Annotated in this window: 18 protein-coding genes and 1 pseudogene; 11 read left to right on the forward strand and 8 right to left on the reverse strand. The window is 72.5% G+C overall.

From position 1 onward, the window contains the following. Positions 1-97: 97 nt before the first annotated feature. The 6 genes and pseudogenes from ACPC54_RS32575 to ACPC54_RS32600 all read left to right on the forward strand — a co-directional run. Positions 98-514 (forward strand): annotated as a pseudogene (locus ACPC54_RS32575) (CRISPR-associated endonuclease Cas3''); the annotation flags it as partial. Between the two features lie 57 nt (positions 515-571). Beyond that, positions 572-2194, forward strand: coding sequence for a CRISPR-associated helicase Cas3' (gene cas3 / locus ACPC54_RS32580; RefSeq protein ID WP_498970120.1), 1623 nt, complete (start codon positions 572-574; stop codon positions 2192-2194). 110 nt (positions 2195-2304) lie between these two features. Further along, entirely contained in the window at positions 2305-2850 is a 546-nt protein-coding gene (locus ACPC54_RS32585; RefSeq protein ID WP_498970011.1) for an HD domain-containing protein, read from the forward strand. Positions 2851-2886: 36 nt separating this feature from the next. Next, entirely contained in the window at positions 2887-3855 is a 969-nt protein-coding gene (locus tag ACPC54_RS32590; protein ID WP_498970013.1) for a glycosyltransferase family 4 protein, read from the forward strand. Beyond that, the gene (locus ACPC54_RS32595) at positions 3855-4718 is read left to right on the forward strand and encodes a 5'-3' exonuclease (protein WP_498970014.1); all 864 of its coding nucleotides are present in this window, start codon (positions 3855-3857) and stop codon (positions 4716-4718) included. The genes ACPC54_RS32590 and ACPC54_RS32595 overlap by 1 nt, the downstream gene beginning before the upstream one ends. After that, positions 4715-5332 carry a PIG-L deacetylase family protein gene (locus tag ACPC54_RS32600; protein WP_498970016.1) on the forward strand — a complete coding sequence of 206 codons (618 nt, stop codon included), beginning with the start codon at positions 4715-4717 and terminating at the stop codon, positions 5330-5332. The genes ACPC54_RS32595 and ACPC54_RS32600 overlap by 4 nt, the downstream gene beginning before the upstream one ends. 153 nt (positions 5333-5485) lie before the next feature. Here ACPC54_RS32600 and ACPC54_RS32605 read toward each other — a convergent pair whose 3' ends face one another. From ACPC54_RS32605 to fusA, 7 genes are all read right to left on the reverse strand, one after another. After that, entirely contained in the window at positions 5486-5947 is a 462-nt protein-coding gene (locus tag ACPC54_RS32605) for a hypothetical protein (RefSeq protein ID WP_498970018.1), read from the reverse strand. Beyond that, positions 5944-7212 (reverse strand): sugar ABC transporter permease, encoded by a 1269-nt coding sequence (locus ACPC54_RS32610; protein WP_498970121.1) that lies wholly within the window; start codon positions 7210-7212, stop codon positions 5944-5946. Before ACPC54_RS32610 ends, ACPC54_RS32605 begins: the two co-directional genes overlap by 4 nt. 71 nt (positions 7213-7283) lie before the next feature. After that, positions 7284-8063, reverse strand: coding sequence for an ATP-binding cassette domain-containing protein (locus ACPC54_RS32615; protein ID WP_498970020.1), 780 nt, complete (start codon positions 8061-8063; stop codon positions 7284-7286). Positions 8064-8131: 68 nt separating this feature from the next. Next, positions 8132-9265 (reverse strand): sugar ABC transporter substrate-binding protein, encoded by a 1134-nt coding sequence (locus ACPC54_RS32620; RefSeq protein ID WP_498970022.1) that lies wholly within the window; start codon positions 9263-9265, stop codon positions 8132-8134. A 457-nt stretch (positions 9266-9722) separates the two neighbouring features. Continuing rightward, positions 9723-10370, reverse strand: a complete 648-nt coding sequence (locus ACPC54_RS32625; RefSeq protein ID WP_498970023.1) for a 2'-5' RNA ligase family protein — start codon at positions 10368-10370, stop codon at positions 9723-9725. After that, on the reverse strand, positions 10367-11038 hold the full coding sequence (locus tag ACPC54_RS32630) for a hypothetical protein (protein ID WP_498970025.1): 672 nt from the start codon (positions 11036-11038) through the stop codon (positions 10367-10369). Before ACPC54_RS32630 ends, ACPC54_RS32625 begins: the two co-directional genes overlap by 4 nt. A 160-nt stretch (positions 11039-11198) precedes the next feature. Further along, a complete protein-coding gene (gene fusA / locus ACPC54_RS32635; RefSeq protein WP_498970027.1) occupies positions 11199-13250 on the reverse strand; it encodes an elongation factor G in 2052 nt (683 codons plus the stop codon). 491 nt (positions 13251-13741) lie between these two features. Here fusA and ACPC54_RS32640 point away from each other — a divergent pair, with 491 nt between their 5' ends. From ACPC54_RS32640 to ACPC54_RS32655, 4 genes are all read left to right on the forward strand, one after another. Beyond that, the gene (locus ACPC54_RS32640; protein WP_498970028.1) at positions 13742-15232 is read left to right on the forward strand and encodes a Dyp-type peroxidase; all 1491 of its coding nucleotides are present in this window, start codon (positions 13742-13744) and stop codon (positions 15230-15232) included. A gap of 26 nt (positions 15233-15258) precedes the next feature. Continuing rightward, positions 15259-17367, forward strand: a complete 2109-nt coding sequence (locus ACPC54_RS32645; protein ID WP_498970030.1) for a flavin monoamine oxidase family protein — start codon at positions 15259-15261, stop codon at positions 17365-17367. Beyond that, positions 17364-19193, forward strand: coding sequence for an alpha-keto acid decarboxylase family protein (locus ACPC54_RS32650; protein ID WP_498970032.1), 1830 nt, complete (start codon positions 17364-17366; stop codon positions 19191-19193). Before ACPC54_RS32645 ends, ACPC54_RS32650 begins: the two co-directional genes overlap by 4 nt. A 299-nt stretch (positions 19194-19492) precedes the next feature. Beyond that, complete coding sequence (locus tag ACPC54_RS32655) at positions 19493-22324, forward strand: helix-turn-helix transcriptional regulator (protein ID WP_498970122.1); 2832 nt, start codon at positions 19493-19495, stop codon at positions 22322-22324. Positions 22325-22413: 89 nt separating this feature from the next. Here ACPC54_RS32655 and ACPC54_RS32660 read toward each other — a convergent pair whose 3' ends face one another. Continuing rightward, entirely contained in the window at positions 22414-23229 is an 816-nt protein-coding gene (locus tag ACPC54_RS32660; protein ID WP_498970034.1) for an alpha/beta hydrolase, read from the reverse strand. A 241-nt stretch (positions 23230-23470) separates the two neighbouring features. Here ACPC54_RS32660 and ACPC54_RS32665 point away from each other — a divergent pair, with 241 nt between their 5' ends. Beyond that, entirely contained in the window at positions 23471-24544 is a 1074-nt protein-coding gene (locus ACPC54_RS32665; protein ID WP_498970036.1) for an alpha/beta fold hydrolase, read from the forward strand. Positions 24545-24608 lie beyond the last annotated feature (64 nt).

Below are 24608 nucleotides of genomic sequence, written 5' to 3' on the forward strand. Positions count from 1 at the left end.
GAGAGCTACACGGCTGGCCTGCACCTTCGCGGATCGATCATGTGGTTGAAACGCCTGACGTCAACCACATGATCCGAACCTTCAACAGCTCCTAGCTGAGTATCTGGCTCTGGTGCATGACGTCGGGAAAGGCTCCTGCTCCTGGCAGCACGGTCTGCAGGCCGCCGAGGCCGGCGGCCGAAGAGTCGGTGTTCCTCACAAGGAGGCCGGCGCATGGCTGGCCGCGTCGCACGCCGGGCGCCCGTTCGCCGCCATCGTGCAGGGCCACCACGGCGGCCTTCCCGGATACCAAAAACTGCAGACGCTCATCGACTCCGTGAAAGCCGGAAGTCATCAGGACAAAATACTGATCGACGAGGCCATCACCCGTGTCTCCGCAGTCGTTCCGGAGATCACTCCCACCGGCCGGGTGCCGCTGCCGCAATGGCTCACGGGCCCGCCGACTCCGGACGGCACGCTCACACGGGACCTCCTGCTGCGGATGCTGTTCAGCTGCGTGGTGGACGCCGACTTCCTCGACACCAGCGCCCACTTCGCCGACTCACCTGTATCCCTCCGCAAGGAATGCGATATGGCCGCTCTGGCCGGCGTGTTCGAGGAACGCCGCCGACAAGCCCTCTCGGCGCGCCCACCGTCGCCGGTCGACGCCATCCGCAGCCGCATCTACGAGCAGACGCTGGCGTCCGCGGCCAACGAGCCCGGCATGTACGTGCTCCACGTGCCGACCGGCGGCGGGAAGACCCTCGCCTCGGCCGGGTTCGCGCTGCACAACGCGGCCACGCACGGCCTGCGCCGAGTCGTGGTCGCCGTGCCCTACGTGAGCATCACCCAGCAGAACGCCCAGATCTACCGGGAGCTGCTCGACCCGGACGACACCAGCCTTCCCCCGACCGTTCTGGAGCACCACAGCTCCGTGAACCTGGACGACGAGAACGCCCGCCGGCAACGTACGGCCGCCGAGAACTGGGACGCCCCGTTCGTCGTGACCACCACCGTCCAGCTCTTCGAGTCGCTCTTCTCCCACAAGCCCGCCGCCATGCGCAAGCTCCACCGCCTGGCGAAGTCGGTCATCGTCCTCGACGAGGTCCAGGCCCTGCCGGACCACCTCCTGGTGCCAATCCTCAGCGGCCTGCGCGGGCTGGTCGAACGCTTCGGCGTCACCGTCGTCCTCGTCTCCGCAACCCAGCCCGACTTCTGGTCCCTGGCCCAGCTCCACGGCCTGCCCCGCCGCCGGATCATCGACGACCCCGCCGGCCTCTTCACCGAGCTGCGGCGCGTCACCTACGACTGGCGCAGCGGCCCCCACGTCACCTGGGAGTCGATGGCCGAGGAGATCGCCTGCCACAGCGGCCACCAGACGCTGACGGTGGTGAACACCACCAAAGACGCCGCGCACCTGCACCGCCTTCTGGAAAACCAGGCGCCAGGGCCGGTGCTCCACCTGTCCATACGGATGACGGCCGACCACCGCCGTACGACGATCGAGCAGATCCGGGGCATGCTCGACGCCGGCGCCGACGTCCACGTGGTATCGACACAGCTCATCGAGGCAGGCGTCGACCTAGACTTCCCCCGGGTCTTCCGGGCCTGGGCCCCTGCGGAATCCCTCCAGCAGGCCGCCGGACGCTGCAACCGCGACGGCCGCCTACCCGAGGGCACCGTAGTCGTCTTCCAGATCCACGACGCGGGCCAGCCCCGCGACACCATGTACGAAGCTGCGCTCAAGGCCACCGCCGCGCACGTCGGCCCGGACCTCGCGCAACCCGACGACCTCGACGCCCTCCGCCGCTACTACCAGCTCCGGTACAGCCTCCACGGCAGCAGCCCAGCCGCCATGGGCGGCGGGATCGACAACCTGCGGGCACAGATGGAGTTCCCCGCAGTCGACGACGCCTTCCGGATGATCGACGACGAGCTCAACCGTCCTGTCGTCGTCATCCGGCACGAGGCCGACAGAGACGCCGTCGAGGCCGACATCGCTGCACTGCGCTCACCCTACCCCTGCGGTCCCGAGCCGCTACGCCGCCTGCAACCACACACCGCCGCACTCCCCCGCCACGAGGCCAAGGCCGCACTCGACGCCGGGCTCGCCGAACCGGTAATCGGTGACCTCCTCCTCTGGCAAGGCGCCTACCACCTCACTCGCGGACTGGACCCGTCCGAGAAGGAGGACCGCGCAGCATTCGTCCTGTAGCCCGAGACCTGAGGGAGTCGCTGCGAGTGCTTGACGTGCCAAGCCCGCGGCTTCGGCTGTGGCCCAGGCTGCGTCGACGGCCCCTCGTATCTGTGATCTAGCCTGAAACGATGCATCTGAGCCTCGCGTACCAGACCGCCGAATCGCTACTCTCAGGCATCCCCGCACGCTGGGCACATTCCCGCCGGGTCCTCGACCAGGCCCGGCTTCTCCCCCCGGCGCTCGGGGCAGACGGCGAGGTGGTCGCTGTCGCCGCGATCCTGCACGATGTCGGCTACGCCCCCACCGCGATCGACACCGGCCAGCACATGATCGACGGCGCACGCTACCTGAGCCGCCTCGGCGTCGACGCGACGGTCTGCTCGCTCGTCGCCTACCACTCCTCGTCGGAATGGGAGGCGGCCGAACTGGGATTGTCGGCCGAGCTTGCGGCCTTCCGCCGGCCGCCGTCGGAGTTACTGGACGCGATCACCTACTGCGATCTCACCAGCGGTCCCGGCGGTGCCATGGTCGACGCCGTCTCCAGGCTCGACGAGGTCCTCCGGCGATATGGCACGGACCACGTCGTCCATCGTGCCGTGTCAGCGGCCCGGCCGACCTTGCTGGCCATGGTCGACCGCGTGGCGAAGCGGCTCGCCGAGTCCGACCGCTCCTGATCAGCCAAGGAAGGGGGCAGCCTCGTTCCGGAAGCCATGGCCGAGGCGGAGCCTGGTCGTCGGAGCGATGTCCAGTTCAGACAGCTCCTCCCGCGGAACCCACCGGACCTCGAAGGACTCGGAGCTGGCGCTCAGTTCGCCACCGACCGGCTCCGGGACCTGATCACCGAGCACCGCATCGACACCGTCCTGTTCGCCGACGCGCTCTGGGGGCTCGGTCGACTGCGCGGCGACATCCCCGGCCACGTCCGCCGCGCGCTCGCCGCCCACGTCAGGCCGAACACCCTCGATGCCGGACCGGCGCTCGCCCGCGCCACCCGCGTCGTGGTGCCCTCCTCCGTCGTCCGCGACGAACTGGCAGGCTGGGGCCCGCGCAACCTCCGCGTCGTCCCCAACGCGCTCCTGGCCGACGCCTCGGCAACCCCTCCCACGCCGGACCGGCGGGAGGAGCTACGCCGCGGCGGCCCGGTCCGAGTCCTCGCGCGGCTCGGGCCGGAGAAGGGCGTGCTCGACCTGCTGCAGGCCTCCTCCGGCTGGGACCGGCCGGTCGAAGTCGCGCTCGCCGAGGCCGGGTTCGAGGCCAGTGCGGGCTCGCAGTCCGAACTCCTCGACGCCTGCCGCACTGCAGCGGCCCGTGCCCCGGGCGTGCATCTGCGCGGGGCGCTGGCCTGGGACGAAGTGCTGCCCTGGCTCGCCGGAGCCGCCGTGGTGATCGTCCCGAGCCGGAAGGAGACCTTCGGCCTGGTGGCGCTGGAGGCGATGAGCGTCAGCACCCCGGTCGTCGCCTACCGCGTCGGGAACCTGCCCGCCCTGATCAGCCCGAGGGGCGACGGCGATCATCTCCTCATCGGCCACCACGAGGGCCCGGCCGCGCTCCACAAGGCGGCACAGACCCTTCTGGAAGATGACATACTGTACGCCGCGACTACACAGACCGTGTATCGGAGGGCGGCCGAGTTCGAGCCCCGCCGAATCGCTGACTTCTTTCTGGAGGCGGTGTCGTGATGCCCGAAACCCCCGCAGCCCCTGCGCCGTTGCTGCTCGTCGACGGGTTCAACCTTCTGTGGGCCGGCACCTTCGGCTTCCCCGCCCCGATCCACTCCCGCGACAAGACCCGCGAGCTGACCGGCCTGTTCGCCTTCTTCGCCCTGCTGCGCGCCACGGTCCGCGACGACCTCGACGTCGCACCGCCCGAGGTCCTGGTCGTCTTCGACGGCGAGCACGGCACCGCCGAGCGCGTGGCCGCCGACCAGGACTACAAGGCGAACCGGGAGGCGACACCGGAAGCGTTCAAACCCCTTCAGTTCCTCGCCCCCGTCAAGGACGGCCTGGACGCGCACGGCATCCGATGGGTCGAGGTCGACAACGCCGAAGCCGACGACGTCATCGCCACCCTCGCCACCCGGGCCGCGGCATCCCGACCGGTCCTGATCATGTCCCGCGACATGGACTTCTACCAGCTCCTCGACGACCGCGTGCGCATCATCAACCGCTCCCGCAAGTCCTCCCAGCGGATCATCACCACCGACGAGGTCCTCACCCGCTACGGCGTCACCCCCACCCAGTGGCCGGCCTTCCGCGCCCTGACCGGCGACAGGTCCGACAACATCCCCGGCGTCAGGGGCATCGGCCCGAAAGTCGCCGCCACCCTGCTGCACGACCGCCTGCGGCTACGCGACCTGCCCGACTCCGGACGGCTGACCGGCGCCAAGGGCACTGCCATCACCACCGCCTGGGCCGACGTGCTGCACTGGGAGGCGATGATCACCGTTCGTCGCGACCTCGACGTTCCCGTCGTCCTCGACGGCGCGCCGAGCCCCCAGCTGCCGAAGCCCGCCGACGTCGTCGAGAAGCTGGGCCTGTGGTGACCGGTGCCGTGCCGGGCTCGGTCCTGGCCGTCTTCGCGCACCCCGACGACGCCGAGCTGTGGACCGGCGCCACCCTCGCCCTCCACGCCAGGTGCGCCACCGTCACCATCGCCATCTCTCACCGCGACGACCTCCGCGACGCCGAGGCCCGCGAGGGCGCCGCGGCCCTCGGCGCCCGCCTGCACCAAGTCCCCCGGCTCGACCACGCCACCGTGCAGCAACTGCTGCTGGAGACACAGCCGGACATCGTCATCACCCACCCGCTCAGCGACGGCCATCCCGAGCACCGGGCCATCGCCGCCACCGTGCTCTCGGCCGTCCCCGAGCCCCGGATCGCCACCGGCCGTCCGAGCCGCTTCTACACCTGCGACACGTACAACTCCCTCACCCTCGACGGCCCGGTCCGCGCCGACGTGATCGTGGACGCCACCACGACCTTCGACACCAAGATGACCGCGCTGCGCCGGCACACGAGCCAGCCGATCGAACAGCACTTCGGCCCCATGGCCGAAACCCTCGGCAGGCTCTGGGGAGCGCGCATCGGCACCCGGTACGCGGAGGCGTTCACCGCCGTCCCGATCCTCGGCTGCCTGCCCGGCGCCACCCACCTCTGACACCCCGCAATTCGCGGCCCACCCACCGTCAACCCCCTCGACACTCCAGGAACCGAACTTGCCTGTCCACCTCTTCACCCTCACTGTGTATCGGGAGGCGCCTCGCGTGGGACTTTCGCCGTACCGGTTCGGCAGCGGGCGGAACGCACAGCCTCAGTTCAAGGTGTCGGAGGTGCGTGCGTGGGTGAGGCAGCAGCGGTTGTCTGGCAAGTTAGCCCACGACGGTAGTGAGGGGGCTCGTTGACGAGGCGGACGGTGACGGTCGACCCCGGGTCGACCCGGATGGTGGGGGGCGACGAACGAGCCCGTGTAGGAGGCCCCGTAGACCGCGCGTCCGGAGACGTCGAGCCGGCTCCGGGCGGCGCCCAGGGTGACGGTGACGCTTTCACCGTCCGCGGCGGTCGCGTCCACGGTGGCCGGGTCGTCGAAGGGCAGGCCCGCCCGCATGCCCTTCTCCTGCTCGGCGGTCGAGGGCGGCCGCGTGGTGTCGGCGGTCGCCTCGGCGCCGACGGCCGCCGAGAGGAGGACCGCCACCCCGGTCAGCGCGTGGACGGTCCGTCCGGTGCGCCGCGCCCGCCGCCGGTGGCCGCTGCCAGCGGCGGCGGGCCCGCTCACGCACGCCCGGCGGCGCGCTGGGTGCGGCGGGCGAGGGAGTCGACGACGACTGCGGCGAGCAGCACCGCGCCGGTGATCATGAACTGGATGGCGTTGCTCAGGCCTTCGATGTTCATCCCGGACTGGATCGAGCCGATCACCAGCGCGCCGAGCAGCGCCGACCAGGTCTTGCCGCGTCCGCCGAACAGGCTGGTGCCGCCGATGACGGCGGCGGCGATGGAGTTCATCAGCAGGTTGCCGCCGCCGGAGGTCTGGCTGGCGGACTGGATCTGCGCGGCGAGGAAGAGGCCGCCGACGGCGGCCATGGTGGAGCAGATGCTGAAGACGCTGATCCTGATCCAGGCCACGTCGATGCCGGCTCGGCGGGCACCTTCGATGTTGCCGCCGAGCGCGAACACCTTGCGGCCGTAGGTGGTTCGGCGCAGCACGAAGTCCAGGACCACGATGAAGATCAGGAAGATCAGCAGCGCCAGCGGCAGTCCCTTGTACTGGTTGAGGGTGTAGGCGGCGAGGAAGGCGATGACGGCCAGGACGACGGTGCGCACCACGATGTCGGTCATCGGCCGGTAGGGCACGCCGGCCGCCCGGCGCCGGGCGGCGTCGAGGAGCGAGGCGGTCAGGAACAGGGCGATGCCGACGACGGCCGCGCCGTAGGCGGCGATCTGCTGGCCGTAGATGGTGGTGTAGAGCCTGGAGACGATGTCCTTGCCGGAGAGGTTGACGGTGCCGGTGGCGCCGAGGACCTGCAGCATCAGGCCGTTCCAGCCGAGGTTGCCGGCGAGGGTGACGACGAAGGCGGGGACGCCGACCTTGGCGAAGAACACGCCGTGGATCACGCCGACGACGGCGCCGCTCGCGATGGCGACGAGGAGCGCGACCCACTGGTTGACGCCGTTGTTGACGTTCAGGACGGCGAACACGGCGGCGCACAGGCCGCTGACGTAGGCGACCGACAGGTCGATCTCGCCGAGCAGCAGCACGAACACGACGCCGAGCGCGATCATGCCGGTGCCGACGATCTGCTGGGAGAGGTTGGACAGGTTCTGGGCGGACAGGAAGCTGCTGTTGAGGCTGCCGAAGACGACCCAGATGATGATCAGGGCCACCACCACCGGCAGTGAGCCGAGTTCGCCGCTGCTGAGGCGGCGGCGGAACTCGCCCAGGTAGCCCTTGATGCCCTCCTGCTGGACGATCAGTCGGGGGTCGACCGCGGGGGTGGCCTCGGGGGCCACCGGGACGGGGGCGTTGACGCCGCCGGTGGGCATGGAGTCCTCGGGCAGCGGGACGCGCTCGTGCTCGGGTTCGCCGCCGGGGGTGTTCCCCGGGATGTGGTCGCTCACTGGGAACCCTCCTGGCCCCTGGCCCTGCGGCGGGTCACGGCGTTGTCCGTGGCGCCGGTGATGGCCGAGATGATCTCTTCCTGGTTGGTGTGGCGCTTGTCGAAGACCCCGTTGTTGCGGCCGAGGCGCAGCACCGCGACGGTGTCGGCGACGGCCATCACGTCCGCCATGTTGTGGCTGATCAGGATCACGCCGTGGTCCTGTTCGCGCAGCCGCTCGACCAGGTCGAGGACCTGGGCGGTCTGTTCGACGCCGAGGGCGGCGGTCGGTTCGTCGAGCATGACGACCTTGGGCGAGCCGATCAGCGCGCGGGCGATGGCGACGACCTGGCGCTGGCCGCCGGAGAGCGAGGCGACCGGGATGCGCACGCTGGGGATGCGGATGGAGAGGGTGTCCAGCAGGCCGCGGGAGCGCTTCTCCATGGCGACTTCGTCGAGGACGCCGAGGCGGCGGATCTCGCGGCCGAGGAAGAGGTTCCCGACCACGTCGAGGTTGTCGCAGAGCGCGAGGTCCTGGTAGACGGTGGCGATGCCCAACTGCTGGGCGTCCTGGGGGCGGTGGATGGTGACCGGCCTGCCCTCCCATTCGATGACGCCGTCGTCGGGCTGGTGCACTCCGGCGATCGCCTTGACCAGGGTGGACTTTCCGGCACCGTTGTCGCCGACCAGGGCGACCACCTCGCCGGCGTGCACCTCCAGTTCGATGTCGGTGAGCGCCTGGACGGCGCCGAACCGTTTGGAGACCCCGCGCAGGGCCAGTACGGTCTCACCTGCCACAGTGACCAACTCCCTTGCCCCGCCTCCGTCGTGGAGGCGGGGGTGTTCGGCTTCGGAGCTTGTGTCCGCTACTGGAGGCCGGCGGCCTTGCAGGCGGCGGCGTAGTCCGCGGTGCAGATCTGCGCGACGGTGTAGAAACCGTCGGCGACCACGGTGTCCTTGACCTTGTCCTTGGTGACGACGATCGGGGTGAGCAGGTTGGCGGGCACCGTGTTGCCGCTGCCGTTGGTCACCGTGGTCGGCACGAGGGCGGGGTCCAGCGGCTTGCCGGAGGCGAGGCCGACGGCGATCTGGGCGGCCGCCTCGGTCTCGGGCTTGAGCGGCTTGTAGACGGTCATGGTCTGGGTGCCCGCGACGATCCGCTGGATGCCGTCGAGTTGGGCGTCCTGGCCGGTGAGCGGGACGCTGAGGCCGGCCGCCTTGAGGGCGGTCGCGACGCCGGCGGCCATGCCGTCGTTGGCCGAGTAGGCGCCGACCACGTTGGGCGCGCCGATCGCGGTGATCGCGGCGGCGGCTTCCTGGTTGGCCGTGTTCGGGTCCCACTGCGGGGTGTCGAACTCCTTGCCGATCTTCAGCTTGCCGTCGATCGCGCTGTGCGCGCCGGCCTTGAAGTCGGCCGCGTTGGGGTCGGTGGGCGAGCCGTTGATCATGAAGATCTCTCCCGCGCCGGCCTTGTCCCCGACCGCCGCCACCAGGGCCTCGCCCTGCAGCTGGCCGACCTTGTGGTTGTCGAAGGACACGTAGGCGTCCACCGGGCCCTGGGCGAGCCGGTCGTAGGCGAGCACCTTGACGCCGGCGTCGTGGGCCTTCTGGACGGAGGACTGGATCGCCTTGGAGTCGACCGCGTCCAGGATCAGCACCTTGTCGCCCTTGGTGAGCGCGGTGTCGACCTGGGTCTGCTGCAGCGTCGCGTCCTGGTTGGCGTTGTAGTAGTCGATCTGGGCCTGCGGCGCCAGTTCCTTGATCTTCTTCTCGATCAGCGGGCGGTCGAACTGCTCGTAGCGGGTGGTCTTGGTCTCCGGCAGCAGCAGGCCGATCCGGACGGCGCCCACCGCGGCGCCGCCGCTCGCACCGCCGCTCGCGCTCGCACCGCCCGAGGAGCCGCCGCCGGAGGACTGCTTGGCGCTGCCGCAGGACGCGGCGCCCAGGCCGAGGGAAACGACGGCGGTGACCGCGAGGACGCGGCGGAGCCCGATGGTCATGAGAATGCCTCTCCGGTTGAATCCGCCCCCTCGCCTCCGAGTCTGGGAAGCTTCGGCCGCCGCGACGATCCCGGTGCGCCGAACGGGTTGCGGATCCGCCCCGGTGTCACTCGGCAGGAGGGCGGGTCGGGTCGGCGGGGCGGGGTGTCGCTGTCGGGGGTGGGTGGGGGGATGGCCGACCATCGGAAACGTTCGTGACCGACCGGTCCGGAGCCGGTCGGGTTGGCGGGACGGCGGCCGGAGGGAGAGGTGGATGGGCAGGGTGCGGTGGACCGGGGGGTCGCTGCGGGTGTTCCTCGTGGTGGTGCTGGTGGCGGTGGCGCCCCGCCGCCGAGCGACGACGGCCGCGCCGACACCGTCGGCGGGCCGCGCACCGGCCAGTGCGAGAACCTCTGACCCGGACGGCCGGGGGCGGGCACCGACGGGTGCCCGCCCCCAGCGCCTACGCGTCCAGCGCCTACCCGTTCAGCGGGACGGTGGCGATGGTGTCCCAGTCGATCTGCCAGCCCGGCAGGTCCGCGCCGGCCACCGGGACGCGCCGCCAGTACACCTCGTTGAGGATGATCCGGCGGACGGTGAACGGAGCGTGGCCCGGCCGGACCCGGTGGACGGTCTGCGCGAGTTCGTCGGTGTCGGTTTCGGCGGCGGCGTAGGCGGCGGTGGTGTGGAGGACGCCGAGCGGGTACGCGGTGGAGTCCGGGCCGAGGACCTGGTGGACGGCCGTGCGGACGCGCCGCTGCAGGGCGGCGAGTTCGTGGTCCGGGTGGAGGTCGAGCCGGACGCCGGTGCGGTAGGCGATCGGCGAGCCGGCCTGCAGCCGGACGGGCCCGGTCCCGGCGACCACCGCGCGCAGCCGGTCGGCGAGTTCGCGGCGCTCGGCCTCGCCGACCGCGTCGGCCGGGCCGGAGGTGACCATGTCGAGGGTGATGTGCGCGCGGTCGTCGGGTACCGGCACCACGGGGAAGCCGGCCAGCGCCTCGCGCAGGCCGGCGAGCAGCGCGGACAGCGCCGATCCGGCGGGCAGGTCGGGCAGCGCGTACACCTGGAGGACGCGCAGGCCGTCCGGCCAGGGCGTGCGGCCGAAGGTGGGGTGGAAGGGCTTCACGTCGTCTCCTCGCGATCGGGGGTCCCGGCGGCCTGGAGCCGGAGCCGGGCGAGGCCCCGTTCGGAACCCGCCAGCCCCCAGGCCGAGGCCCCGGCCACCAGCGCGAAGAACGCGATGCCGACCCACATGAACTGGTAGGCGCTGTCCGTCCTTTCCAGGTCCCCGGGGTGCGCCGGGTCGACCCGGAGGGTCACCGGGACGGAGCCCCCGTACTGGCCCTTGCTGAGGTACTCCCGGCCGTTCACGACGTAGGAGTAGTAGCAGTTCTGCCCGTGCTCGCCGGCGGATTCGCACCTCGCCGTCAGGGCCGGGACCTTGAGCGTCGCGGTGCCGTCGAGGTCCCGGCCGTGGAACCAGCCGCTGAGGCACAGGGCGAAGAGCGCGCTCCCGATCCACAGCAGGACGGCCAGCAGGTGGGCGACGTCCGTCGACGCACGCGACTTCCGGTCGGTCTCGGGGATTTGGCGGACCCGCCGCCGCCACAGGGCGACTCCGGCGGCCACGCCGACGCCCGTGATCAGCCAGCCCGCTTTCCACTGGGCCGAGCACCACGGCCCCGAGGCGGTGGTGAGGGCTCCTGCCAGCACCACGCCCACTGCGGCCAGGGACGAGCGGCGCAGGAAGGGCCGGTCGACGGACGCCCGGGTCGGATTCTGAATGGTCGTCACCCCGCCAGCATTCAGCGGCGAGCGCCCCGCCGCCAGGAATTCGCCATGATGGCGGGGAAATCCTCCGTCGTCGGCGGACGCACCCGCCTTTCCTGCCGCCCCGGAGCGGGGTGACCGGCCGCCCCCGCTCCGGGGCGGGAGCGGGGGCGGCCGGGCCGGCTCACGCCCCGGGCGCGGGTGCCGGCGCGTAGCCGGCCGGGCGGGCGGTGAAGGTGCCGCGGCCCTGGGTGCGGCTGCGCAGGCGGCTCGCGTAGCCGAACAGTTCGGCCAGCGGGACCGCCGCCGTGACCCGGCCGGGGCCGGTCTCGCGGATCTGGCCGCGGCGGGCCGAGAGGTCGCCGAGCACCGCGCCGAGGGCGTCCTCGGGCACGGTCACCGTCACCTCCGCGACCGGCTCCAGGAGGTGGAGGCGGCTCGCGCGCAGCGCCGCGCGCAGGCCCTGCCGGGCGGCGGTGCGGAAGGCGAGGTCGGAGGAGTCCTTGGGGTGGGTGCTGCCGTCGGTGAGCGTCACCCGCACTCCGGTGACGGGGTGGCCGCCGAGCGGGCCCTCGGCGAGGGCCTCGCGGCAGCCCGCCTCGACGGCCTGGACGTACTCGCGCGGGACGCGGCCGCCGATGACGGTGGAGCCGAACACGAAGTCCTCCGTTTCCTCAGCCGGTTGGACGTCGAGGACCAGGTGGGCGAACTGGCCCGCGCCGCCGTCCTGTTTGACGTGCCGGTGGACGAAGCCGGTCACGCCCTCGACCAGGCGTTCGCGGTGGGCGACCTGCGGGCGGCCGGTCACCGCGTCGACGCCGTGCTCGCGGCGGATCTTCTCCACCGCGACCTCCAGGTGCAGTTCCCCCAGCCCCGACAGCGTCCGCTGCCCGGTCTCGGCGTCCGTGCGCACCCTCAGCGACGGGTCCTCCTCGGCCAGGCGGGCCAGCGCCTGGGCGAGCTTGTCGGTGTCGGCCGTGCGCCGGGCCTCGATGGCGACGGTGACGACCGGCTCGGCGCTGACCGGCGCCTCCAGCAGGATCGGCGCGCCGGGCGCGCACAGGGTGGCGCCGACGCGGGCCCCCTTGAGGCCGATGACGGCGACGATGTCCCCGGCCACGGCGTGGTCGGTCTCGCGGTGGGCGTCGGCCTGCACGCGCAGGATCCGGGCGACGCGTTCCGGGCGCCCGGTGGCGGTGTCCAGCACGGTGTCCCCCTTCTCCAGTCGGCCGGCGTAGACGCGCAGGTAGGTCAGTCGTCCGGTCGCGCCGACGTGCACCTTGAACGCCAGTGCCGTGAACGGCTGCCGGGGATCGGCGGCCCGCTGCTGCGGCGTCTCGTCGGCCGTTCCCGTGACGCCGGCGACCGGGGGGACGTCCAGCGGGGAGGGCAGGTAGGCGACGGCGGCGTCCAGCAGCGGTTCGATGCCGCGGTTGCGGTAGGCCGCCCCGCACAGCACCACGACCGCCTCGCCGGTGCGGGTCAGGTCCCGCAGGGCGGTGGCGAGGGTGGCGGCGCTCAGCGTGCCGTCTGCGCAGAACTCCTCGAGCGCGCCGGGGTGGAGCGAGGCGACAGTCTCCGCCAGGGCGCGCCGGCGGGCGGCGGCCTCGGCGGCCAGGTGGTCGGGGACGGGGCCTTCGCGCATGTCCTCGTCCACCCAGGTGAGCGCGCGCAGGTGCAGCAGGTCGACGACGCCGGTGAACGCGTCCTCGGCGCCGATCGGCAGTTGCACGGCCAGCGGGTGCGGGTGCAGGCGCTCGCGGATGGAGGCCAGCGCGGTGTCGAGGTCGGCGCCGGCGCGGTCCAGCTTGTTCACGAAGGCGATCCTGGGCACGCCGTGCCGCTCGGCCTGCCGCCACACCGATTCGCTCTGCGGCTCGACACCGGCGACGGCGTCGAACACCGCGACGGCGCCGTCCAGGACGCGCAGCGAACGCTCAACCTCGTCGGCGAAGTCCACGTGGCCGGGGGTGTCGATGAGGTTGATCCGGTGCCCGGCCCAGTCGCAGCTGACGGCCGCGGCGAAGATCGTGATGCCCCGGTCGCGCTCCTGCGGGTGGCAGTCGGTGACGGTGGTGCCCTCGTGCACCTCGCCGCGCTTGTGGGTGGCGCCGGTGAGGTAGAGGATCCGCTCGGTGACGGTGGTCTTGCCGGCGTCGACGTGGGCGAGGATGCCGAGGTTGCGGACGGCGGCGATCGTGCTGGTGGTGCTGGTGACGGTGGTGTCGGTACGCATGGCCCGGGTGCCTTTCGGATGAACCGCGGAAGGAGGGGCGCGCGATCGGTGAGCTGACGGCGCGTCGGGTCGGTGTCGCCGACCGGACGGGCCGTGGCCGTACGGGCCACGGGGGCTCAGGAGGCCGTCGGGCTCCAGCGGTGCCGGCCGCGCAGCGGGCACCGCGCGGCCGGGGACACCAGGATCACCTCGAACCGGGACGCGGGGGAGAGTGCGGCGGTGCGCTGCGCGGCCACGGCCACTCCCCCCTCTCTGCTTCCGGTGTCGCTCGGGCGCGCCGCGGGGCCCGGACGAGACCGGGCGGCGGCGCGTGTTCGTGGGAGAGCTTAGGGAGGATGTGCCGCGTGCCGCACCGGGTTATTGCGCGCCCCCGTCGAGCGGCCGACCACCGGTTGACAGGACTCTCGACGACGACGCTACGTTGGGTAGCAGGCCTCTCACGTTTCGTGACTCCCGCGCCTGCCCTCCCACCCACCGCGAGGAACCCCAGCATGACCACGACCCCCACCCGTCCCGGCGCCGTGCCGTCGATCGAGCAGTTGCCCCGGCCGAAGCTGCGCACGAACACCGACATCCAGGGCAACATCCTGGCCGCGTTCAACAAGGACTTCACGGACTTCCGCTACCTGCACTTCCCGGACGCCGAGAAGGGCCGTGGCTGGCTCTCCGCGATCCTCAACACCGTGGCGACGACCGGCGAGACCGAGGACTTCAACGAGCAGTTCTCGCTGGCCCGCCGGGCCTTCGGCCGCGACCCCGTCGCGGCGGTCGTCCGCTGCGGGGTCTCGCTCACCTTCGAGGGCCTGCTGACCGTCGCCACCAAGCCCGACCAGGTCACGAAGGACCTCGCCGCCTTCACGTCGTTCCGCGCCGGCTCGGCCGCCCGGGCCAAGGACCTCGGGGACACCGCCGAGAGCGACCCCCGGCACTGGCTGTTCGGCGCCGGGACGGGCGACAAGGTCGTGCACGCCGTCCTCATCGTCGCCGCGGACACCGAGGAACTGCTGAAGGAGAAGCTCAAGAACCTCGACACGGTCGAGCAGACGCACCGGATCACCCGGGTCCACGTGGACCACGGCCGCACCCTGACCGGCGCGTTGAAGGGGCACGAGCACTTCGGCTACAAGGACGGCATCTCCCAGCCCGGCGTCAAGGACTTCCACCGGGAGGACCCGGAGAACAAGGGCTTCCGCGACAACCGCGCCGGGAGCGAGCTGATCGAGCCCGGCGAGTTCGTCTTCGGCCACCGGAGCGAGACGGGCGACCGGACGGCGCCCGAGTGGATGAAGAACGGCTCGCTCCAGGTGGTGCGCCGGCTGCGCCAGGACGTCGCGGGCTGGAACGCGGCCGTGGTGGACGGCGTCAAGCAGTTCACCGGGACGATGGACGCCGACCGGCTCGGCGCCTGCCTGGTCGGCCGCGAGAAGAACGGCACGCCGCTCGCCCCGCCGGTCAGCGCGGTGACCGGCCTCGGGGGCGACCGCAACGACTTCGACTACGAGAACGACCCGATCGGGCAGCACACCCCCTGGGTCGCCCACATCCGCCGCACCCACCCGCGCGCCTTCGCCGGTGTCGGCGACCACAAGCCGAAGAGCCACCGCGTGATGCGCCGGGGCATCCCGTACGGCCCCGCGTTCCCGGGCGGCACGGACGACGGCAAGGACCGCGGGCTGATGTTCGTCTGCTACGGCACCTCGCTGGAGGAGCAGTTCGAGCTGGTCCAACGGCACTGGTCCAACGACCCCGAGTTCACCCCCGGCGTCGACTCCCCCACGCCGGAGCCGCACAACGGCTTCGACAAGGTCACCGGCCTGGCCGGCCGGGCCTCGATCGCGCTGGCGGACGGCACGCACGGCACCGTCGACATGAAGCGCTTCGTCCGCACGACGGGCTCGCTCTACGCCTTCACCCCCTCGATCAGCACACTGCGCCTGCTCGCCGAGGGCAAGGACCTGCCCAACAAGCCGGTCGGCTCCTGACCGCCCATCGCCCCGGAGGAGACACCATGGAGAACCCCGTCATCGAGGGCACGGCCCAGGACCGCGCCCGCCGGCAGACCTGCCGGCAGCTGGCGCGCGAACTGCTGCTGATCGGCCCGGACGACAAGGACCTGAAGCTGCGCTACCTCGACGTCCTGATCAAGGACGGCATCCCCCAGGCGGAGACGAGCAAGGACGTGCTGATCGTCGGCGCGGGCATCGCCGGCCTCGTCGCCGGGAAGCTGCTGAAGGACGCCGGGCACAACGTCACCATCCTGGAGGCCAACGCCAGCCGGGTGGGCGGGCGGATCAAGACCTTCCGCGCCGCGGACGGCGAGACGGGCGGGCCGTTCCACGACCCGAAGCAGTACGCGGAGGCCGGCGCGATGCGGCTGCCCAGCTTCCACCCGCTGACCCTGGCCCTGGTCGACAGCCTCGGCCTGAACCGGCAGCTGTTCTTCAACGTCGACGTCGATCCGGACACCGGCAACCAGAACGCGCCCGTCCCGCCGGTGGTCTACGAGTCCTTCGAGCCCGGCAAGGTGTGGACGTACGGCGCGGACAGCCCGGACTTCCGCGAACCGGCCAAGCGCTTCAACTCCTGGATCCGCACCAACCGGGTCCAGGCCCGCCGCAGCGAGTACGCCGCCGACCCGAGCTGCGTCAACGAGGGCTTCCACCTCACCGGCGACGAGGTGCGGATCACCGCCGCCGACATGGTCAACCAGGCGCTGGAGCCGGTCCGCGACTACTACTCGGTGGTCGTGGACGGCAAGCGCGAGTACAAGCCGTTCGACGAGTGGCTGGACGGCTGGGCCCGGGTGATCCACGACTTCGACGGCTACTCGATGGGCCGCTTCCTGCGCGAGTACGCGGGCTTCAGCGACGAGGCCATCGAGGCGATCGGCACGATCGAGAACATGAGCTCCCGGCTGCACCTGTCGTTCTTCCACACCTTCCTGGGCCGCAGCGACATCAACCCGAACGCCACCTACTGGGAGATCGAGGGCGGCAGTTGGAACCTGCCCCACGCGCTCGCCGAGGAGCTCCGGGACGAGCTGCGGATGGGCGAGCGGATGATCCGGTTGGAGTACTGGGACACCCGCCGGGACGGCGGCGGCGCCCGGCACGTCGGCCCGAACGGCAAGCAGGTCGCCGTCATGACCGTCCCCGAGGACGACCCGAACGCCGAACCCGAGGTCTGGAAGGGCGACTTCGCGATCGTCACCGTCCCGTTCTCCGCCCTGCGGTTCGTCCAGGTCACTCCCCCGTTCTCGTACAAGAAGCGCCGGGCGATCATCGAGACCCACTACGACCAGGCCACCAAGGTGCTGCTGGAGTTCTCCCGCCGCTGGTGGGAGTTCACCGAGGCGGACTGGAAGAGCGAACTCGACTCCATCGCCCCCGGCCTGTACGAGTACTACCAGCGGGCCGGCGAGGAGGACGCCGAGGCGGCCAGGGCCGTCGCCCACAACGGCCACCGGCCCCCGCGCAACCTGCCGGACATGCTGCTCGGCGCGCACGCGAGCGTGGACGAGCGCCGGATCAGCCCGGGCCAGCGGGAGGTCTACGAGCACACCCCGCTGCTGCGGGCGAGCGTGCGCCCCGCCACCAACTGCTTCGGCGGCGGCTCGACCACCGACAACCCGAACCGCTTCATGTACTACCCCTCGCACCCGGTGCCCGGCGGCGAGGACGGCGGCGTGGTGCTGGCCAGCTACAGCTGGTCCGACGACGCGGTGCGCTGGGACTCGATGGCGGACGACGAGCGGTACGTCTACGCGCTGCGCAACCTCCAGTCGGTGCACGGCCGGCGGATCGAGGTGTTCTACACCGGCTACGGGGCGACCCAGAGCTGGCTGCGCGACCCGTACGCCTTCGGTGAGGCGGCGGTGTACACCCCGCACCAGATGACCAGCTTCCACCTCGACGTGGTCAAGCCGGAGGGCCCGGTGCACTTCGCCGGCGAGCACGTCTCGCTCAAGCACGCCTGGATCGAGGGCGCGGTGGAGACCGCCGTCCGGGCGGCGATCGCCGTGCACGAGGCACCCCCGCCGCCGCCCCCGGTGCAGCCGGAGATCCGGCCCGAGGTGCAGGCCCGCCGCGAGAGCCGACAGGAGGCGATGAGCCGATGAGTGGCGACGAATGGACGGTGGCCCGCTACCTGGCCACCAGGCTGGAGCAGTTGGGGATCCGGTACCTGTTCGGGGTGCCGGGCGACTTCCTCGGCCCGTTCCTGACGATCATGCAGGAGACCACCTCGGTGCGCTGGATCGGCACCCCGACCGAGATGGGCGGCGGCTACGCGGCCGACGCGTACGCCCGGGTCCGGGCCGCCGACACGGACCCGGCCACGGGCGAGCCGGGCGTCGGCGCCGTCGCGGTGACCTACGGGGTGGGCGCGTTCAGCCTGCTCAACGCCATCGGCGGCGCGTACGTCGAGGACGTGCCGCTGATCGCGATCAACGCGGCGCCCTCGTACGAGCAGTGGCTCAACCAGCAGGCCGTCGGCCTGCTCACGTCGCACATGAGCCCGCGCCGGGAGAGCAACATCGCCGTCTACCGGCAGGTCACGGTGGACGCGCAGATGCTCTCCAACCCGGGCCTCGCGCCCTCCCAGATCGACAGCGCGATCACCGCCTGCCTGACCGAGCGCAAGCCCGTCTACCTGGAGGTGATGGAGGACCTCTGGCACGCGCCGTGCGCGCCTCCGCAGGGCGAACTCCGGGCGCACGGGCGGACGTTCACCAGGCGCAACGAGGAGATGCTGGCCAAGGCGGTCACGGCGGCGGTGGAGCTGATCGACAGGTTCGGCACCCCGATCGTCTGGGCCGGCGAGGAGCTGGTCCGCCACCGGCTGGAGGACGAACTGCTGGACTTCGTGGAGAGCACCGAGATGCAGTTCTGCACCACGGTCGGCGCGAAGTCCGTGGTCTCCGAACGGCATCCGCGGTTCGCCGGCGTCTACAACGGCAAGGCGAGCCTGCCGGAGATCCGGAAGACCTTCCAGAACGCCGGGTGCCGGATCGGCCTCGGGACCTGGTCCACCTCCAAGAACCTCGGCGGTGAGCAGTCCATCGGCGACGACTGGATCGTGGCCGCCCGGGACGGCGTCAGCGTCGGCGCCAGGTACTTCCCCGAGGTGCAACTCGGCCGGTTCGTCCGGGCGTTGCGCGACGCGCTGCGGGGCCGGACCTTCCCGGCCGACCACTTCACGCTGGCGCGCGCGGCGGGCCTGGACGTCCCGGCCACCACCGCCGACTTCCTGGAGTCGCTGACCGCCACCGAGTTCCCGGAGGAGCTGACGTACGACAGCTTCTTCGAGCACATGAACCACTTCCTGCAGTACCAGGCCACCGGCGGGGACCCGCAGGCCCCCTCGCCGTTCACGGTGGTCTCGGACGCGGCGTTCGCGCTGCTCGGCTCGATGAACCTGCGGATCACCGAGCGGGCCGGCTTCCTGGCGCAGAACAGCTGGCTGTCCATCGGCTACTCGGTCGGCGCGGCCACCGGTGTGGCGCTGGGCCGGCAGCAACCGGCGAAGCGGCCCATGGTGTTCGTCGGGGACGGCTCGTTCCAGGAGATCTGTCAGGAGCTGTCCACCCAGGTGCGCCACCACCTGCGGCCGGTGGTGTTCGTCCTGGACAACGAGGGCTTCTACGGCATCGAGCAGATGCTGGTCAGCCCCTGCTACTACAAGGAGAAGCCGTCCAACGGCGCCGACTTCTACAACGTGCTGCACCCGTGGCGGTACGAGAAGCTGGCCGAGGTGTTCGGCACCGACAAGGACCGGATGCACGGGCGCGAGGTCTCCACCCACTCCGACCTCGCCGCGCTCCTGGCGGAGATCGCCGACCCGGGCAACGACCTCAACCACGCGCCGATCCTGGCCCGGGTCCGGCTCAGCCGGCACGACTACCCGCGGGCGCTGCAGTACAAGATCGACGAGAAGTGCCCGTAGCCCCCTGACGCGCACGCGTCCACGCCTCCGCGCCTCCACGCCTCCACGCGTCCACGCGGACGGGCTGTCCCCGGACTCCCCGGGGGCGGCCCGTCGAGCCGGTGTCAGGCCGGTGCCGGACCCTGGCCACCCCCGGCCCGGGTACCGGCCAGGGTCCGGCACGGGCTCGACGGGCCCGCGCTCCCGGGATCGTGGTCGGTGGACGCCGACCGGCTTCCGTTGCGGCGAAGGAGCTGACGAGGGTGGAGCCTGGTGGCGAGGGCGGGCCGGTCACGACGGGGAATCCGTCGTCGCCGCCACTGCACGGACGGGCCCGTGAACAGGCGGAGCTCGCGGAGTTCGTGAAGTCCGCCACGGGCCGGGCTCTCGTCCTGCGGGGGGAGACGGGGGTCGGCAAGAGCGCGTTGCTGAGCCACGCCGCGACGCTGGCGGAGCGGGAGGGCCACCTCGTCCTCCGGGCCGCCGGCGTCGAGGCGGAGTCCGAGCTGCCCTATGCCGGGCTGCACCAGTTCGTCCACCCGCTGCTCGCCGACGTCGCGCGGCTGGACGACCGGACCCGGGCGGTGTTCGACGCCGTGTTCGGCGCAGTGCGGGGCGATCCGCCGTCGGTCATGACGCTCGGCATCGCCGTGCTGGGCCTGCTGTCGCTCTCCGCCGCGCAGCGGCCGCTGCTGCTGGTCCTCGACGACGCGCAGTGGCTGGACGACTCCAGCGCCGACGTCTGCGGCTTCGTGGGCCGGCGCCTGGCCGGCGGCCCGGCGAAGATGCTGGTCGCGGTCCGCACCGACCTCGCGTCCCGCTTCGACACCGCCGCACTGCCCGAACTGCCGGTCACCGCCCTCGCCGCCGAGGACGCGGCCCGCCTGCTGGACCACCGGTACCCGGAGCTGGGCCGGCGGGTCCGTCGTATCGTCCTGGAGCAGGCCCGGGGCAACCCGCTGGCCCTGGTGGAGCTGCCCGCCCACCTCGCCGACCGGCCGGACGGCCTCCCGGCCGAGGACCTGATCGGCCCGCACGGCATGCCGCTGCCCCGGCGGCTGCAACGGCTGTTCGGCGCCCGCATCGCGGCTCTCGACGAGCGGGTGCGGACCGAACTGCTGATGGGCGCGCTCGACGGCGCCGGCACCCCGAGCGGCACCGACGCCGTCCCCGGCACCCGCTACGGCATGCGCGACGCCGACCCGGCGGTGGCCGCCGGGCTGCTGGACGTCGACGTGGTCACCGGAGACGTCGTCTTCCGCCACCCGCTCGTACGCTCCGCCGTCGTGCAGATGGCCACTCCCAACCAGCGCCGCGCCGCGCACCTGGCACTGGCGCAGGTCCACCGGGAGAACCTCGAACGCCGGGCCACGCACCTGGCGGCGGCCACGGTCGATCCGGACGAGGACGTCGCCGACGTCCTGGAGGCGGCGGCCGGGTCGGCGACCCGGCGCGGCGGCGCCCTGGCGGCCGTGGCCTGGCTGACCCGGGCCGCCGAACTCAGCGAGCACCACGCCGGCCGGTCCCGGCGACTGACCGACGCCGCCTTCGTCGCCGCGCACGCCGCCCGCCTCGGCCAGGCGCACCGACTGGTCCAGGCGGGCCTCGCGCCCGGCTCGACGGAGTCGCCGGCCACGGTGCTGGCGACCGCCTACCGGGCGCTCTACCAGGACGGGGACGTCCGCTCCACCCACCACCAGGTCGCGGCCGCGATCGAGAAGCTGAGGGAGAGCGGGGCGGCCGCGGCGCCGGCGGCCGGCGGAGGCGCCGCGTCGACTGTCGGCGGAGCCACTGCATCACCTGTCGGCGGAGCCGGACGAAGCGAGCTCCTCACCCGGCTGGTGATCCTCCTCCTGGCGATCAGTCAGTTCAGCGGGGACGCCGCGGTCTGGGAGCGCACCCGCGAACTCCTCGCCTCCCTGGGCGGCCTGGTCACCGACGACGCGCGCCTCTACAGCGACACGTGGAGCGATGTGACCCGGCACGGCGCGGGCTGGGCCGGGCCGGTGCGACAGGCCGCCGCGAACCTGTCGGCCCTGGAGCCCTGGGCCGTCACCCGGTTGGGCGCGGCCGCGTACCACCTCGACGTCCTGAGCCACTACCGCCCCCACCTGCGGCGCGTCGTGGACCGCGAGCTGGAGACCGGGGCCGTGGCCACCGGCATGGTCATGCTGCACCAGATCACGCTCGACCAGATGGCGGTCGGCGAATGGGCCGAGGCCGAGGAGACCGGACAGCACGGCCTGGAGCTGGCGGCCGAGCACGGCCACCACCTGTTCGCCGCCCAGAGCCGCGCGTACCTGGCCCAGCTGGCGGCGCTGCGCGGACAGGTCGGGCGGGCACGGGACCTCCAGGCCGAGGTGGACGCCTGGGCCCGCCCGCGCGGACTCGGGTTCCTGACCCAGCTCGCCGACTCCGCCGGCGCGACCGCCGCGCTGGGCTCCGGCGACTACGAGACCGCGTACCTCTACGCCATCGGCATCACGCAGCCGGGCACGTTCCGGCCCTATGCGTACCAGGCCTCGCGCACTCTGCTCGATCTCGTCGAGGCCGCCCGGCACACCGGACGCGTCGAGCAGGCCCGGGCGCACGCCCTCGCCGCCCGCGACGCCGGTCTGCCGGACCTGTCGCCCCGCCTGGGGCTGATCACGTACGGCGCGCTGGCGATGACCGCCGAGGCCGAGCGGGAGGCCGTCGAGATGTTCACCCGGGCCGAGTCCCACCCGGACGCCGCCCGCTTCCCGTTCGAGCTGGCCAGGATCCGGCTGGCGCACGGCACCCGGGTGCGCCACGTCCGGGGCCCGGCGGCGGCACGGCCGTACCTGGCCCCGGCGGCCGAGGCGTTCGAGCGGCTGGGCGCGGCCGGCTGGACCGAACGCGCCCGGGCCGAACTGCGCGCCACCGGGGCCCCGGCCCGCGTCTCGGCGCCCAATCCGGCGCCGCTGACCTGGCAGGAGCGCCGCATCGCCGAGCTGGCCGCCGGCGGCCTGACGAACAAGGAGATCGGCGAGCGGATGCACCTGTCGCCACGCACCGTCAGTTCACACCTGTACCGCGTCTTCCCCAAGCTGGGCATCACGGCCCGGGCGGCGCTGCGCGACGCGCTGGGCCGCACCGACGCACTGGGCCGGACCGACACGGTGCGGGTCTGATGCGGTGCGGGTCCGACGCGGTGCGGGTCTGATGCGGCGCGGGCCCGACGCTGCGCGGGCCCGGTGCTGCGCGGGCCCGGTGCCCGCGCTCAGCCCCGTGCGGCCACGGCCTCGACGCCGTTGGCGGCCAGCCAGGCGAGGACGTGGTCGGCGACCGGGCGCCAGCCGCTGTCGAACACGAGGGAGTGCCCTCGATCGGCGAACTGCTTCAGATCGGTCACGGCGGAGGAGTCGCCGTAGAGCTTGTAGACCGAGCGGGTCATGGCGTCCGGGACCATCCGGTCCTCCTGGCCGGACACGAGCAGGAGCGGTCCGCGCGCCGCGTTGGCCGTGTCCACGACGGTGTCGGCCGGCCCGGCGGCGGTGCGGTCGCGTCCGAGGTCCGCGAGCAGCCGGAGCGGGGCCGGGACGGCGTACCGGTCGAAGAGCCTCGCGGCCTCCTCCTCGCCGACCGCGTTGGCGACGGCGTGTCGGAACCGGGTGCGCGGCAGCGGCTCGAAGCCCGGGTGCCGGGTCGCGCCGGCCGGCGGCAGCGACCACGGCCGACACCGGCCCTCGTCCGACTGCACACCGCCGGCCGGCACCGGCGCGAGGGCGACGGCGGCGCGGCCGAGGCCGGCTCCCAGGAGGTGCTGGGCGATGAGGCCTCCGGCCGAATGCCCGATGAGGACCGGCGGGTGGTCGAAGGTGCGCACGATCCCCTCGTAGTGGGCGGCGAGCGCGGCGAGCCCGAGGTCGCGCAGCGGGCCGGGGCTGCGGCGGGCCCGGTCGGCGCTGGGAGCTTCACCGGGCCAGCCCGGGACGCACACCGAGTAACCGTGCGCGGTGAACCGCTGGGCCCAGCCCTGCCAGGAGGATCTGTGGAACCACGCACCGTGGATGAGGACGACGGGGGTTTGCTGCACGGTCAGGCCTTCCGGTTGCACGCACGACGGTCCGCCGGCGGCGCGGCGCTCCTTCGAGGATCACCGAGCGCTCGGACGGCGGAAACCGTCGGATGACTGCATGCGGCGGCCCGGCAGGCCCTCCGTGCGCCCGCGTGCGTCTCCGTACGTCCTCGTGCGTCTCGGCGTCATGTGACTGATGCGCGGGCCCGGTGGCCGAAGAACAGTGGAGGCGCCAAGGAGTCTTCAGGAGGGACCGGACATGATCGACAGGCGTACCTTCACCAGGGCGGTCGGGCTCGGCCTGGGCGCGACGGCCGTGTCGGCCGGCGCGGCATCGACCGCGCCCGCCTTCGCGGCCGGCCCCGACCGGGCCGACCGGCCGGCCCGCCCGGCACCGGTGATCCCGACCGTCGCCCCGGGCACGCACACCGGATTCACCGAGCTGAAGCAGGTCCGGGCCGGTCTGCTCGACATCGGCTACGCCGAGGCCGGGCCGAAGCACGGGCCCGTGGTCGTCTGCCTGCACGGCTGGCCCTACGACATCCACAGCTTCGTCGACGTGGCGCCGCTGCTGGCGGACGCCGGCTACCGGGTGATCGTGCCGTACCTGCGGGGCCACGGCAGCACCGCCTTCCTGTCGCCGACGACCGTCCGCAACGCGCAGCAGTCGGCGATCGCCCTCGACATCATCGCCCTGATGGATGCCCTGCGGATCCACCGGGCGGTGCTGGCCGGGTTCGACTGGGGCTCGCGGACCGCCGGCATCGTCGCGGCGCTGTGGCCGGAGCGGGTCAAGGCCCTGGTGGCGGTGAGCGGTTACCTGATCACCGACGTCGCCGCGCAGCGGAACCCGCTGCCGCCGAAGGCCGAGCACACCTGGTGGTACCAGTACTACTTCGCCACCGACCGCGGCCGCGCCGCGATGGAGGACGAGCGGAAGCGGCGCGACCTGTGCCGGCTGGTGTGGGACGAGGTCTCCCCCACCTGGCACTTCGACGACGCCACCTTCGAGCGCACGGCCGCGGCGTTCGAGAATCCCGACTACGCCGCCATCGTGATCCACAACTACCGCTGGCGCCTGGGCCTGGCGGACGGCGAGCGCCACTACGACCGCTACGAGAAGCTGCTCGCGGCCCGGCCCGTCGTCACCGTGCCGACCATCGCCCTGGACCCGGCCCTCGACCCGTTCCTGGCCGCCACCGACGGCGCGGGGTACCGGAGGTTCTTCACCGGCCCGTACCGGCACCGGGTGCTCGACGGCATCGGCCACGACGCGCCGCAGGAGGCGCCGACGGCGTTCGCCCAGGCCGTGGTGGACGCCGACCGGCTGTGAGCACCGCCGCTCGCGGCGGCAGTCGCGCCCGTACGGCCGTGGCCGTCCCACCGGCCCGCCGGGC

The sequence above is a fragment of the Kitasatospora sp. NPDC094028 genome (assembly GCF_049543595.1).
Lineage (GTDB): Bacteria > Actinomycetota > Actinomycetes > Streptomycetales > Streptomycetaceae > Kitasatospora.